Origin of the sequence: Micromonospora sp. DT47 (genome assembly GCF_049844475.1) — a bacterium.
Lineage (GTDB): Bacteria > Actinomycetota > Actinomycetes > Mycobacteriales > Micromonosporaceae > Micromonospora.
The window spans coordinates 347,864-361,505 of record NZ_JBNCLC010000002.1; the positions used below are offsets into that span (position 1 = coordinate 347,864).

The 13,642-nt window shown below is 74.9% G+C and carries 9 protein-coding genes; 4 read left to right on the plus strand and 5 right to left on the minus strand.

All coding sequences use genetic code 11. The features are described 5' to 3' along the window. Position 1: 1 nt before the first annotated feature. The 5 genes from ACLQ2U_RS04245 to ACLQ2U_RS04265 form a co-directional block, all read right to left on the minus strand. Positions 2 to 565 (minus strand): Na+/H+ antiporter subunit E, encoded by a 564-nt coding sequence (locus ACLQ2U_RS04245; RefSeq protein ID WP_425749190.1) that lies wholly within the window; start codon positions 563 to 565, stop codon positions 2 to 4. Beyond that, positions 562 to 2,067 (minus strand): Na+/H+ antiporter subunit D, encoded by a 1,506-nt coding sequence (locus ACLQ2U_RS04250; RefSeq protein WP_425749191.1) that lies wholly within the window; start codon positions 2,065 to 2,067, stop codon positions 562 to 564. Before ACLQ2U_RS04250 ends, ACLQ2U_RS04245 begins: the two co-directional genes overlap by 4 nt. Then, positions 2,064 to 2,546, minus strand: coding sequence for a Na(+)/H(+) antiporter subunit C (locus tag ACLQ2U_RS04255; protein WP_425749192.1), 483 nt, complete (start codon positions 2,544 to 2,546; stop codon positions 2,064 to 2,066). Before ACLQ2U_RS04255 ends, ACLQ2U_RS04250 begins: the two co-directional genes overlap by 4 nt. Continuing rightward, entirely contained in the window at positions 2,543 to 5,377 is a 2,835-nt protein-coding gene (locus ACLQ2U_RS04260) for a Na+/H+ antiporter subunit A (RefSeq protein ID WP_425749193.1), read from the minus strand. The genes ACLQ2U_RS04255 and ACLQ2U_RS04260 overlap by 4 nt, the downstream gene beginning before the upstream one ends. A 135-nt stretch (positions 5,378 to 5,512) precedes the next feature. Beyond that, complete coding sequence (locus ACLQ2U_RS04265) at positions 5,513 to 5,899, minus strand: hypothetical protein (RefSeq protein ID WP_425749194.1); 387 nt, start codon at positions 5,897 to 5,899, stop codon at positions 5,513 to 5,515. Positions 5,900 to 6,120: 221 nt separating this feature from the next. Between ACLQ2U_RS04265 and ACLQ2U_RS04270 the strand changes: the two genes are divergently transcribed. From ACLQ2U_RS04270 to ACLQ2U_RS04285, 4 genes are all read left to right on the plus strand, one after another. Beyond that, entirely contained in the window at positions 6,121 to 10,737 is a 4,617-nt protein-coding gene (locus ACLQ2U_RS04270) for an ATP-dependent helicase (protein ID WP_425749337.1), read from the plus strand. A gap of 300 nt (positions 10,738 to 11,037) precedes the next feature. Then, positions 11,038 to 11,826 (plus strand): SAM hydrolase/SAM-dependent halogenase family protein, encoded by a 789-nt coding sequence (locus ACLQ2U_RS04275; protein ID WP_425749195.1) that lies wholly within the window; start codon positions 11,038 to 11,040, stop codon positions 11,824 to 11,826. Between the two features lie 44 nt (positions 11,827 to 11,870). Beyond that, the gene (locus ACLQ2U_RS04280) at positions 11,871 to 12,113 is read left to right on the plus strand and encodes a CPCC family cysteine-rich protein (protein WP_425749196.1); all 243 of its coding nucleotides are present in this window, start codon (positions 11,871 to 11,873) and stop codon (positions 12,111 to 12,113) included. A 256-nt stretch (positions 12,114 to 12,369) separates the two neighbouring features. Then, the gene (locus ACLQ2U_RS04285) at positions 12,370 to 13,416 is read left to right on the plus strand and encodes a DNA-formamidopyrimidine glycosylase family protein (RefSeq protein ID WP_425749197.1); all 1,047 of its coding nucleotides are present in this window, start codon (positions 12,370 to 12,372) and stop codon (positions 13,414 to 13,416) included. Positions 13,417 to 13,642: the final 226 nt, after the last annotated feature.

A 13,642-nucleotide genomic window follows, 5' to 3' on the forward strand; every position in this document is an offset into this window, starting at 1 on the left:
GCTACCTCCGGTCGACGGATGGACTGAGTTGGCGCAGCTCGGCGGCGGAGCCGACCGCCCGGACGATCCGCTCCTCGACGGCGAGGATCCGCTCCCGGCTGTCGGTCAGGTCCTCAGGGCGGCGCACGTCGAGCACGTGCACGTAGAGCACGCCGTTGTCCCGGTCCACCTCGATGATCAGGGTGCCCGGGACCAGGGAGAGCAGTTCGGCGGTGAGCGCCAGGTTGAGGTCGGTGCGGATCCGCATCCGCACCGCGATGATCGCGCCGCGCGGGCGGTAGCCGGGTCGTACCGCGATCGCGGCGACGTGGATGCTGGCGCTGACCAGCTCGGTGACGAAGGTGACCGCCAGCACCAGCAGCGCCCGGGGCCGCAGTCGCCCACCGAAGGAGACCGGCGGCAGCGGGAAGAAGAGCAGCACCGCCGAGCCCACCAGCACCCCGCCGACCAGATTGCCCCAGGAGAAGTCACCCCAGAGCAGGTTCCAGACGACGACCAGCCAGCCGAGGGCGATCAGCTGGTCCCGCCAGCGCCCGTGCCGGCCCGTCGGGGACGGCCCGCTCACGGCGCGCCGTCCGGGAAGACGGCCCGGACGTACGGGGTGCGTTGGCGCAGGTCGGCCGCCGCGTCGGCGGTGACCCGAAACAGCGGGCCGGCAGCGAGGGTGAGCGCCAGGCCGAGCACCACCAGCGCGGCGGTGGCGCCCACCATCAGGGCGGGCAGCCGGACCAGCGGCTCGGTGGTGGCCAGCCGGGGGGCCCGCCAGAACGCGATGTTCCACACCCGGGAGGCGGCGTAGAGGGTGAGCAGGCTGGTCACCGTGCCGGCGGCGACCAGCACCCAGGGCAGCGCGCCGCCGCTGGCCACCCCGGCCTGGAGCAGGCCGAGCTTGCCGAGGAAGCCGGAGAAGGGCGGGACCCCGGCGAGGTTCATCGCCGGGACGAAGAAGAGCACCGCCAGCAGCGGGGCGACCCGGGCCAGCCCGCCGAGCCGGCGCAGGTCGGTGCTGCCGGCCCGCTCCTCGACCAGCCCGGCGACCAGGAAGAGCGTGGTCTGGATGGTGATGTGGTGCACCACGTAGAAGATCGCCCCGGAGAGTCCGGCGGCGGTGCTCAGCGCCACTCCGAAGATCATGTAGCCGATGTGGCTGACCAGGGTGAACGAGAAGAGCCGCTTCATGTCCGACTGGGCCACCGCGCCGAGGACGCCGACCAGCATGGTCAGCCCGGCCACCACCATCAGCAGGCCGGAGACCTGCCCGCCGGGGAAGAGCAGCGTCTCGGTCCGGATGATCGCGTAGACGCCGACCTTGGTGAGCAGGCCGGCGAAGACCGCGGTCACCGGGGCCGGCGCCGTCGGGTAGCTGTCCGGCAGCCAGGCGGAGACCGGGAAGACCGCCGCCTTGATGCCGAAGGCGAGCAGCAGCATCAGCTGCAACCCCAGCCGTACGCCGTCGGGCAGCGCGTCGAGCCGGGCGGCGAGCTGGGCCAGGTTGAGGGTGCCGGTGGCCGCGTACACCAGGCCCACCGCGGTCAGGAAGATCATCGAGGAGAGGAGGCTGACCACCACGTACGTCGAGCCGGTGCGGATCCGCGTCTCGGTGCCGCCGAGGGTGATCAGCACGAAGCTCGCCGCGAGCAGGATCTCGAAGCCGACGAAGAGGTTGAACAGGTCCCCGGCCAGGAAGGCGTTGGTGATTCCCGCGGCCAGCACCAGGTAGGTGGGGTGGAAGATGCTCACCGGGGCGGACTCGCTGGTCTCCGCCCGCCCCTGGCCGATGGAGTAGAGCAGCACGCAGAGCGTCACCGCCGAGGAGACCACCAGCATCAGCGCGGCCAGCTGGTCGGCGACCAGCACGATCCCCACCGGCGCCGGCCAGCCGCCCACCTGCACCACCACCGGCCCGTGCCGGTACGCCTCGACCAGCAGCAGCACCGACATGACCAGGTTGGTGGCGAGGCAGACCACGCTGACCGTCCGCTGCGCCCGGGGCCAGTTGGCCAGGATCAGGGTCAGCGCGGCGCCGAGCAGCGGCACCACCACCGGCAGCGGCACGAGCTGCGTCACTGCTCACCGCCCGGCCGGCGCAGCCGACGACGCGCCGGCCCCGGGTCCACCTGCTCCGGGTCGTCGTTCGGGCCCTCCCCGCCGAGGTCCCGGCTGGCCACCTCGTTCCGCTCGGCCAGCCGGATGACCTGCCGGTCCTCCAGGTCGTCCTGCACCTCGTCGTCCCCCGTGAGGTACCAGCTGCGGTACGCGACGGCGGCCAGGAACGCGGTGAGCCCGAAGGTGATCACGATGGCGGTGAGCACCATCGCCTGCGGCAGCGGGTCGCTGAAGTCCTCGACCGCTCCGGTGCCCACCACCGGCGCGCTGCCCGACCGGCCGCCGAGCAGGATGAGCAGGTTCACCCCGTTGCCGAGCAGGATGACGCCGAGCAGGATCCGGGTGAGGCTCCGCTCCAGCAGCAGGGTCACCCCGCTGGCGGCGAGCACGCCGATGGCGAGCACCAGCACCACGGACGGCCCTGCCCCGTCCGCCGTCACCGCCGGTCCCCCTCGCGGTCGACGACCAGCCCCCGCTCGGACTTGCCGGCCGCCTCGATGTGCCGGTCCACCTCCGCGCCGAGACTGCGCAGGATGTCCAGCACCAGCCCGACCACGATCAGGTAGACGCCGATGTCGAAGAAGAGCGACGTCACCAGGTACGGCCCGCCGAGTCCGGGCAACGGCAGGCCGACCTTCGTGCTCTCCAGCACCGTCCCGGTGGTCAGCAGGGCCACCGCGCCGGAGCCGACGGAGATGGCCAGCCCGGTGCCGAGCACCGTGCCGGCGCCGACCGGGGCGGACTCGGCCAGCTCGTACCGGCCGCCGGCGAGGTAGCGCACGGCCAGCGCCAGGCTGGCCACCAGGCCGCCGGAGAACCCGCCGCCGGGGGCGTTGTGGCCGGAGAAGAGCAGGAAGAGGGAGAAGAGCACGACGGTGTGGAAGATCAGCCGGGTGACCACCTCGAAGACGATCGACCGACGCCGCTCCTGCAGGGTCGCCCCGCCGCGCAGCCAGACCGTCCGGACGTCCCGGTGCGGCGGAGACGGTTCGGCGCGCCGGGGCCGGGGGCCGGTCCGGGACCGCTCGAAGATCAGGCTGGCCACCCCGGTCGCGGCCACCACCAGCACCGAGATCTCACCCATCGTGTCCCAGGCCCGGATGTCCACCAGGGTCACGTTGACCACGTTGCGGCCGTACCCTTGGACGACCGCGAGGTCCGCGAAGGCCGTGGAGATCGGCGCGGCGGTCCGGGAACCGGCCGCGACCAGGGCGAGGCCGGCGAGGACGGTCCCCACGCCGAGGCCGATGAACCGGCGCACCCACCGACTGCGGCGCAGCGGGCGGGCCGAGAAGCGTTCCGGGAGCCGGCGCAGCACCAGCACGAAGACCACGATGGTCACGGTCTCCACCAGGAACTGGGTCAACGCCAGGTCCGGCGCGCCGTGCAGCACGAAGAGCATGGCGCTGCCGTAGCCGGTCACCCCGACCAGCAGCATCGCGGTCAGCCGCCGCCGGGCGGCGACCGCGAACACCGCCGCCACGGTGATCACCAGGCCGACCACCAGTTGCAACGGGGTGTCCCAGAGGGCGATCCGCGCCCGCCAGGGGTGGGTGGTCAGCAGCACGCTTCCGGGCACCAGCACCAGGACCAGCAGGACGGCGCCGAGGTACTGCGGGAGGGAGCCGCGCTGGGTGGCGCCGGTGACCTCGATCGCGATCCGGTCGAACTCGTGGGTCGCCCATTCGTAACCCTGGTTGCCGCCGACCGGCGAGCGGAGCCGGGCCAGCGTCGGGGCGAGCGGGCCGCGCACCGCGTGCAGCACGCCGCCGGCCGTCAGCGCGAGCGCCGACAGGCCGAGGGCGGGCGTGAGGCCGTGCCAGAGTGCCAGCTGCTCGTGCGGCGGCCCGAAGAGCTCAGCGTACGGCCGCAGCAGGCCGTCCAATCCGGCCGCGGCGGGGGCGGCGACCAGGCCGCCGAGGGCGAGCAGGGTCGGCGGCAGGAGCATCGGTACGGGGGCCGGCGCCACGTCGGTCGGCGTGATCCCGGGCCGGGTGGCGAAGGCGCCCCAGAGGAACCGGATGCTGTACGCGACAGTGAGCGCGGTGCCGACGACCAGCCCGGCCAGGACCAGTGGCCGCTCGGCCAGCGCGGCGAAGACCGCCTCCTTGGCCACGAAGCCGAGCAGCGGCGGCACGCCCGCCATGGACGCCGCGGCGAGCGTCGCGACCCCGGCCAGCACCGGCGCGCGCCGCCCCACTCCGCACAGTTCCCGCAGGTCGCGGGTGCCGACGTCATGGTCGATGATGCCGACGACCAGGAAGAGCGCCGCCTTGAACAGGGCGTGCGCGAGCAACATCACCACCCCGGCCAGCGCGGCGTCGGCGGTACCGACCCCGATCACCACCGCGAGCAGGCCGAGCTGGCTCACCGTCCCGTACGCCAGCAGCAGCTTCAGGTCGCACTGCCGCAGCGCCGCCCAGCCCCCGGCGATCATCGTGACCAGGCCGAGGGTGAGCACGACAGGTCGCCACGGCCCGGCGTCGGCGAGCACCGGGGCGAGCAGCCCGATCAGGTAGACGCCCGCCTTCACCATCGCCGCCGCGTGCAGGTAGGCGCTGACCGGGGTGGGCGCGGCCATCGCCACCGGCAGCCAGGAGTTGAACGGCACGATCGCCGACTTGGCCAGCGCGCCGGTCAGGATCAGCAGCACCGCGGCGACCAGCGTCCCGCCGCCCGGCAGCGGCCCGCCGGCGATCTCGGACCAGCGGTAGGTGCCGGCATGCCCGCCGAGGATCAGGAAACCGACCAGCATGGCCAGTCCACCGATGGTGGTGACGGTCAGCGCCTGGGCGGCCGCCCAGCGGCTGGACCGCCGCTCGGTGCTGTGCCCGATCAGCAGGTAGGAGAAGACCGTGGTGAGTTCCCAGAAGACGTAGAGCAGCAGCAGGTCGTCGGCGAGGACCAGGCCGAGCATCGCCCCGGCGAAGGCGACCAGCACCGCCACGAACCGGGCCAGGCCGATCGAGCCGCGGTCGAAGTACCGGCCGCAGTAGACCAGCACCAGCGCGCCGACGCCGCCGACCAGCAGGGTCATCAGCCAGGACAGCGTCGTCATCCGCAGCGCCACGTCGAGGTCCAGCTGACCGATCCAGCCGTACGTCTCAACGACCGCGCCGCCGTCGCGGACCGCCGGGGTACGGGCCAGCGCCCAGCCGACCGCGGCGGCCGGCACCAGTGCGAGCGGGTAGCAGGCGCGCGGGCCCCACCACCGCACCAGCAGCGGCGCGACGAGCGCCGCCGCCAGGTGGAGGAGCAGCAGTAGGAGCACGCGTCCTCCCCCGTCGAGCTGGCGGCGCGCGCCGGTTCGGAATGTCCCGGCCAGCACCGATCAGACGCCAGATCAGCCGCCGACGGGCGGTTTTCCGGAAATCGCCGGGGGCGGGGCAGGCGGCGGTGGCCGGGGTCAGCGGAGCGCGACGTCGCCGGCGGGGACCGCGGGCCCGCGGGCCGGACGGTCCCGGCGGGTCTCGACCAGCAGGTCCGGGCGGCCGAGCTGGACGGCGACCTTGTTGACCACCCGCTGGGCGGCGGCGAGTGAGCGGACCGAGAGCAGGTTGCCCCGGCTCTCCCGGCGGAGCACGAAGTAGTGCACCGCGGCCCGCACCTGGCCCCGGTCGGCGGCGCTGGCCTGCGCGGTGGAGACCACCAGCTCGCGCAGGCAGCCGGCGAGCCGCTCGGCGAGCTCCAGCTCGGGGCCGCGCAGACTGGCCCGGACGGCGGCGAGGTGACTGTCGACCTTACGGATGAGCACGTCGGTGCCGGGCGCGAAGCCGTGCTCCTCGACGGTCATCCGATCCCCTCCACCCGACGCTGCGTTGCAGGTGAAGTTACTTTATGTTGCGCGCCACATGCAAGCAGTTAAGTAAGACTTAACACGTCAAGTGCCACTTCCATCCCGTAAGAGCCCGCAGCCGGACAGAACAGCGCCCCGGCCCCGACCGGATGTCACACCGGCGGGGCAGGATGGAAGGCGTGACGAAACAGGTGGGCGGGCCGGAAGCGGCGCGGGTGATGGCCGGCTTCGGCGCGGCCACCCGGGAGTGGTTCACCGCCGCCTTCGCCGCCCCGACCGCGGCCCAGACCGGCGCCTGGCACTCGGTCGCCGCCGGGCGCAATGCGCTGGTCGTGGCGCCGACCGGCTCCGGCAAGACGCTCGCCGCGTTCCTCTGGTCGCTGGACCGGCTGGCCAAGGAGCCGCCGCCGGCCGAGGCCCGGCAGCGCTGCCGGGTGCTCTACGTCAGCCCGCTCAAGGCCCTCGCGGTCGACGTCGAACGCAACCTGCGCACCCCCCTGGCGGGCATCCGGCAGGCGGCCACCCGGCTCGGCGTCGCGCCGCCGGACATCACCGTCGGGATGCGCACCGGCGATACCCCCGCCGCCGAGCGGCGGGCCTTCGCCCGCACCCCGCCGGACATCCTCATCACCACCCCGGAATCGCTGTTCCTGCTGCTCACCTCCGCGGCCCGGGATTCGCTGCGCGGCGTCGAGACGGTGATCGTCGACGAGGTGCACGCGGTGGCCGGCACGAAGCGCGGCGCCCATCTGATGCTCTCCCTGGAGCGGCTCGACGAGCTGCTGGAGAAACCCGCCCAGCGGATCGGCCTCTCCGCCACGGTGCGGCCGATCGACGCCTGCGCGCGCTTCCTCGGCGGCGCCCGCCCGGTCGACGTGGTTCAGCCGGCGACCCCCAAGACGATCGAGGTCAGCGTCCAGGTCCCGGTGGAGGACATGACCCGCCTGGACGAGCAGGAGCAGGTCCCGGAGGACGACCTCGGTGGCCCCGGCCCCCGCCGGGCGTCCATCTGGCCGGCCGTCGAGGAGCGGGTCTTGTCGTTGATCCGGACGCACCGGTCGACGATCGTCTTCACCAACTCCCGGCGCAGCGCCGAACGGCTCTGCGCCCGCCTCAACGAGCTGGCCGCCGAGGAGGCCGCCGCCGGCGGCCCGGACGGCACCCCGCCGGACGGGCGGATCGCGCACGGCGGCGGGCCGGTGGGCCTACCCGACGCGTGGGGCGGGCCGGTCAACCCGATCCGCGCTCCCCGGCCGCCGGCCGAGGTGATGGCCCAGTCGGGTGCGGCCGGCGGGGCGCCGCCGGTGATCGCCCGGGCCCACCACGGCAGCGTCTCCCGGGAGGAGCGCAAGCACATCGAGGAGGCGCTCAAGTCCGGCCAGCTCCCTGCCGTGGTGGCCACCTCCAGCCTGGAGCTCGGCATCGACATGGGCGCGGTCGATCTGGTGGTGCAGATCGAGGCGCCGCCCAGCGTCGCCGCCGGCCTGCAACGAGTCGGCCGGGCCGGGCATCAGGTCGGCGCGGTCTCCCGGGGCGTGGTCTTCCCGAAGCACCGCGGCGACCTGCTCTCCTGCACCGTGGTGGCCGAGCGGATGGCCGACGGCGCCATCGAGGAACTGCACTACCCGCGCAATCCGCTCGACGTGCTGGCCCAGCAGGTCGTCGCGATGGTCGCGCTCGAACCGTGGCGGGTCGGCGACCTGGCCGTGCTGGTCCGCCGCGCGGCGCCCTTCGCCGAGCTGCCCGACTCCGCGCTGCACGCCGTGCTCGACATGCTCTCCGGCCGCTACCCCTCCACCGCCTTCGCCGAGCTGCGCCCCCGGCTGGTCTGGGACCGCGCCACCGACGTGCTCACCGGCCGGCCCGGCGCCCAACGCCTCGCGGTGACCAGCGGCGGCACCATCCCCGACCGGGGGTTGTTCGGGGTCTTCCTGGCCGGCGCGGAACGGGCCGCCCGGGTCGGCGAACTGGACGAGGAGATGGTCTACGAGTCCCGGGTGGGCGACGTCTTCCTGCTCGGCTCCTCCTCCTGGCGGATCGAGGAGATCACCCCCGACCGGGTGCTGGTCTCCCCCGCCCCCGGCCAGGCCGCCCGGATGCCGTTCTGGAAGGGCGACCAGCTGGGCCGGCCGGTCGAGCTGGGCCGGGCCATCGGCGCCCGGGTGCGGGCCCTGCTCCGGCAGGGCGACGAGGCGGCGCTGGCCGCGCTGCGCGCCGGCGGGCTGGACGACTGGGCCGCCGGCAACCTGATGGCGTACCTGCGCGACCAGCAGGCCGCCACCCGGTTCCTACCGGACGACCGGACGGTGCTGGTCGAACGGTTCCGCGACGAGCTGGGCGACTGGCGGCTCGCCGTGCACAGCGTCCTCGGCGCCCGGGTCAACGGGCCGTGGGCGCTGGCCATCGGTCGCCGGCTCGCCGAGCGGTACGGCGTGGACGCCCAGGTGATGCCCTCCGACGACGGCATCGTGGTCCGGCTTCCCGACACCGCCGAGGAACCGCCCGGCGCCGACGTGGTGGTCTTCGAGCCCGACGAGATCGCCCAGCTGGTCGAGGAGTCGGTCGGTACCTCCGCGCTCTTCGCGTCCCGGTTCCGGGAGTGCGCCGCCCGGTCGCTGCTGCTGCCCCGCCGCGACCCGCGCCGCCGCCAGCCGCTCTGGCAGCAGCGGCAGCGCGCCGCCCAACTGCTCGACGTCGCCCGCGAGTACGCCGACTTCCCGGTCACCCTCGAGGCGGCCCGGGAGTGCCTCCAGGACGTCTTCGACCAGCCGGCGCTGGCCGAGCTGATGCGCGACCTGGGCAGCCGGAAGGTACGCCTGGTCGAGGTGGAGACCGAGCGGCCCTCACCGTTCGCCCGGTCCCTGCTCTTCGGCTACGTCAGCGCGTTCCTCTACGAGGGGGACGCCCCGCTGGCCGAGCGCCGGGCGGCCGCCCTCGCCCTGGACTCGGCCCTGCTCGGTGAGCTGCTCGGCCGGGTCGACCTGCGCGAGCTGCTGGACCCGGCGGTGCTGGCCGAGACCGAGCGGCAGCTGCGCTGGCACACCGACCAGCGCCGCCCCCGCGACGCGGAGGACGTGGTCGAGCTGCTCCGGGTGGTGGGTGACCTCACCGAGGCGGAACTGGCCGAGCGGGACGCGCCGGTCGCGTGGCTGACCGAGCTGGCGGCGGCCCGCCGGGTGCTGCGGGTCCGGATCGCCGGCGAGGAGCGTTGGGTCGGCGTCGAGGACGCGGGCCGGTTGCGCGACGCGCTCGGCGTGGCGCTGCCGGTCGGGGTCGCCGAGGCGTACCTGGCGCCGGTGGCCGACCCGCTCGGCGACCTTGTCGCCCGGTACGGCCGCACCCACGGCCCGTTCGCCGCGGCGGCCTGCGCCGCCCGCTTCGGGCTCGGCGTGTTCGTGGTGGAGCAGGCGCTGCGCCGGCTCGCCGCCACCGGGCGGGTGGTCTCCGGCGAGTTCACGCCGGACACCGTCGGCACCCAGTGGTGCGACGCGGAGGTGCTGCGGCTGCTGCGCCGCCGCTCCCTGGCCGCGCTGCGCCGGGAGATCGAACCGGTGCCGCCCCGGGCGCTGGCCGCGTTCCTGCCCCGCTGGCAGCAGGTCGGCTCGTCGGCCCGGGGCGTGGAGGCGCTGGCCGCCACGGTCGAGCAGTTGCAGGGCGCGGCGGTGCCGGCGTCCGCGCTGGAACGGCTGGTGCTGCCCGCCCGGGTGGCCGACTACTCCCCCGCCCAGCTCGACGAGCTCTGCGCCAGCGGCGAGGTGCTCTGGGCCGGATCGGGGGCGATCTCCGGCGGGGACGGCTGGGTCACCCTGGCGTACGCGGACGCCGCGCCGCTGCTGCTGCCCCCGCCGGACGAGGCGCTCAGCCTCACCCCGCTGCACGAGTCGGTCCTGGCGGCGCTCGCCGACGGGCAGGCGCTGTTCTTCCGGTCCCTGGCGGACCGGGTCGGCTCCACCGACGACGCGGCACTGACCGCGGCGATCTGGGACCTGGTCTGGGCCGGGCACCTCACCAACGACACGCTCGCCCCGCTGCGGGCGGTGCTCGGCGGCGGCGGGGCGCACCGGTCCCGACCGAACGCCCCGCGCACCCGCTACCGCCGGCCGGGCCGGGTGGCACTGCCCGCCCGCGGCGGCCCGCCCACCGTCGCGGGGCGCTGGTCCCGGCTGCCGGAGCGGGACACCGACCCGACCCGGCGGGCCGCCGCCCTGGCCGACCTGCTGCTGGAACGGCACGGGGTGGTGACCCGGGGCGCGGTGATGGGCGAGCAGGTGGTGGGCGGCTTCGCCGCGGTCTACCCGGTGCTCTCCGCGCTGGAGGAACGCGGCGCCGCCCGACGCGGCTACTTCGTGGAGGGGTTGGGCGCCGCCCAGTTCGCCGTGCCCGGCGCGGTGGACCGGATCCGGGCGCTGGCCGACCCCGCCGACGGCACGCGGGGCCGGGGCGGGCCCACGCTGGTGCTCGCCGCCACCGACCCGGCCAACCCGTACGGCGCCGCCCTGCCCTGGCCGGAACGGGTCGTCGACTCCGGGGACGGCGCCGCCCCGGCGACCGGGCACCGGGCCGGGCGCAAGGCCGGCGCACTGGTCGTACTGGTCGGCGGTGACCTGGTGCTCTATGTCGAGCGGGGCGGCCGGACCATCCTCTCCTTCATCGACGACGGCGACGCGCTCGCCGCGGCGGGCAAGGCGCTGGCCGACGCGGTGCACTCGGGCGCGCTGGGGGCGATCTCGGTGGAGCGGGCCGACGGCGAGGCGGTGCACTCCTCGCCGCTGCGCGACGCGCTGACCGCCGCCGGCTTCCGGGCCACCCCGCGCGGGCTGCGGCTGCGCGGCTGACCGCCCGCCGACGCGGCCCCGACCTGCCCGGTGTCGCGGGTCGGGCTCGCCGGCGTGGTGGTCGCGGGAACCGGATGTCACCGAGAGCGTCATGACTGGCAGTCATGAATATGACGCACAGGCATATCGCTCACGGAACCCATCGTCCCCCGCGGGAGGCGCGTACCAACTCGCGCCGCGAGCGCGGGCCGACGGCGGGTGGCTCAGCGGTCGGCCCGAACGCGATCCGATGGCGGCACCGGCCGGTCGGCCGACCGGGTTCCCCGGTCAGCGGCGCCGGCGCCCGGCTAGCCTCCCGGCATGACCCCAGCCGCCTGGATCTCGCTGACCACCGACTACGGCCTGGCCGACGGTTTCGTGGCCGCCTGCCACGGGGTGATCGCCCGGATCGCCCCGGCGGTACGGGTGATCGACGTGAGCCACCTGGTACCGGCCGCGGACGTCCGGCGGGGCGCGGCGGTGCTCGCCCAGACGGTGCCGCACCTGCCGAACGGGGTGCACGTCGCCGTGGTCGATCCGGGAGTCGGCACCACCCGGCGCGGGATCGCCCTGGTCACCCCGGGCGGGCTGCTGGTCGGGCCGGACAACGGTCTGCTGCTGCCCGCCGCGGCCGCCCTGGGCGGGGTGACCGCCGCGGTCGAACTGACCAATCCGGAGTGGCGGGCGCCGGAGGTGTCCCGCACTTTCCACGGCCGGGACGTCTTCGCCCCGGCCGCCGCCCGGCTGGCCGTCGGCGCCCCGCCGGCCGAGGCGGGGCCACCGGTCGATCCGGCCGCCCTGGTCGAGCTCCCCCCGCCGGTGCTGCGCCGGGAGACCGACGGGTTCACCGCCGAGGTGCTCACCGTGGACCACTTCGGCAACGTGCAGCTCGCCGCCGGCGCCGATCTGCTGGACGATCTGCCCGACCCGCCCACGGTCGCCGGCCACCCCGCCGTGCGCGGGCGGACCTTCGGCGACGCGCCGGCTGGGGCGCTGGTCCTGTTCGTCGACTCCGCCGGCCGGGTCGCGGCGGCGGTCAACTGCGGGCGGGCGGTGGACCTGCTCGGGGTCGCCCCGGGCGACCTCGTCACGATCCGGCGCGCAGGGTGAGCGCCACCGCTGCCGGAGCGCGTCGAGTGTGGAATGCTGCTGCGGTGGGTGAAGTCTGGGTTCCCGTCGCCTGTCCCTGCTGCGCCTCCCGGATTGGTGGCGGCACCTGCCCGGTCTGCTTCTGGACCAACGACGGCCAGAATGACACCGACGCCGAGGTGGTGCGCGGCGGCTCGAACGGCGAGCTGAGCCTCACCGACGCCCGGCTGAACTTCGCCGTCTATGGCGCCAGCCACCCCCGCTACCAGGACATGGTCCGCCCGCCCCGCCCCGACGAGCAGCCCTGAGGCGCTCGCCGGGGCGGTGACTCCGGCGTGGTCAGCAGAGTGGCACGGCTGGCCGGAGCCGGCCGCCGGCCCAGCGGACGTTGACGTCGTCGCCACCGGCGACGGCGAGGCCGACGGACCAGCGCTGGGCGCCGTCGGCGGTGGCGGGTCGGGCGGTGGGTGCGGTCCGCGCCGCGGCGGGCGCGGGCGCGGCGGGGGGACCAGGGTCGCGGCGAGGGTTGCGGTCGGCACGCCGGCGAGGAGGGAGGATGGAGAGGTGCCCGAAGGCGACACCGTCTGGAACACCGCCCGCGTCCTGCACCGTGCGCTGGCCGGCGCCCGGCTCACCGGCAGTGACTTCCGGGTGCCGGAGCTCGCCACCACCGACCTGACCGGCTGGACCGTGCGCGAGTCGGCCAGCCGCGGCAAGCACCTGCTGCTGCGGCTGACCGCGCCCGCCACCGGCACCCCCGCCACCGGCACCCCCGCCGACCGCACCCCCGTCACCGGCACCCCCACCGACGGTGCCCGCGCCACCGGGGAGGAAGGGCGGCACTGGACGCTGCACTCGCACCTGCGGATGGACGGCGCCTGGCGGACGTACGCCCCGGGTGAACGCTGGACGGCCCGGCCGGCGCACCTGATCCGGGTGGTGCTGCGCAGCGCCGGCGCGTTCGCCGTCGGCTACCACCTGCACGAGCTGGCCCTGATCCCGACCGCCGAGGAGGAGTCCCTGGTCGGCCACCTCGGCCCGGACCTGCTCGGCGCCGACTGGGACCCGGCCGAGGCGGTCCGCGGGCTCGCCGCGCACCCCGACGCCGCCATCGGCGAGGCGCTGCTGGACCAGCGCAACCTGTCCGGGGTGGGCAGCAAATTAGTCACAGAGTGCGGTGCTAACTCCGATCTTGTGCAGCGCGGGTTCTGGGTTGAGGGCGAAGCAGTCCGCCGACTCGCGAGGCAGCCCGACCGGCTGATCGGAGAGGCCCTCCTCGATCAACGGAACTTGGCCGGTCTGGGGACCATCTATACGGCCGAGGTGCTCTTCCTGGCCGGGGTCAGCCCGCTCACCGCCGTGGGTCAGGTCGGGGACCTCCGCAGAATGGTTCGGCTCGCCCGGCGACTCCTATGGGCGAACCGAGGGCGACCCGCTCAGGTGACAACCGGCGACACACGTCGAGGTCGCAGCCTTTGGGTCTACGGACGCCAAGGGCGGCCGTGCCGCCGATGCGGGACGCTGATCATGCAGGGCCTGCACGGCTCAGAGGCGTTTGCCCGACTGGCCTACTGGTGCGCCTCATGTCAGCCGCCGAGCGAGCCGGGGTGATCTTCGCCGGGTCGGCGGATCGTCCACTCCCCAAACGCGCGGCCGGACTCGTACACCTCTTCCAGCTCGGCGCGGGCGCTCCGCCTCATCCGGGTGCTCGGCGCGCTGTTCCTTGTAGACGATGAAGCCCGCGTTGCGGGGGCGGGTGAGTACCTGCCGCAGCCCGGCGCGGGTCCAGCGCCCTCCTCGGACTCTCGCACGGAGAGCCGGTCGGATTCGTAGGCAG

What these genes read in the sequence shown, in the direction of transcription:
- ACLQ2U_RS04265 (WP_425749194.1), bottom strand. Translation starts at nt 5,899, where the DNA reads ATGACCGTCGAGGAGCACGGCTTCGCGCCCGGCACCGACGTGCTCATC.
- ACLQ2U_RS04270 (WP_425749337.1), top strand. Translation starts at nt 6,121, where the DNA reads ATGGCCGGCTTCGGCGCGGCCACCCGGGAGTGGTTCACCGCCGCCTTC.
- ACLQ2U_RS04275 (WP_425749195.1), top strand. Translation starts at nt 11,038, where the DNA reads ATGACCCCAGCCGCCTGGATCTCGCTGACCACCGACTACGGCCTGGCC.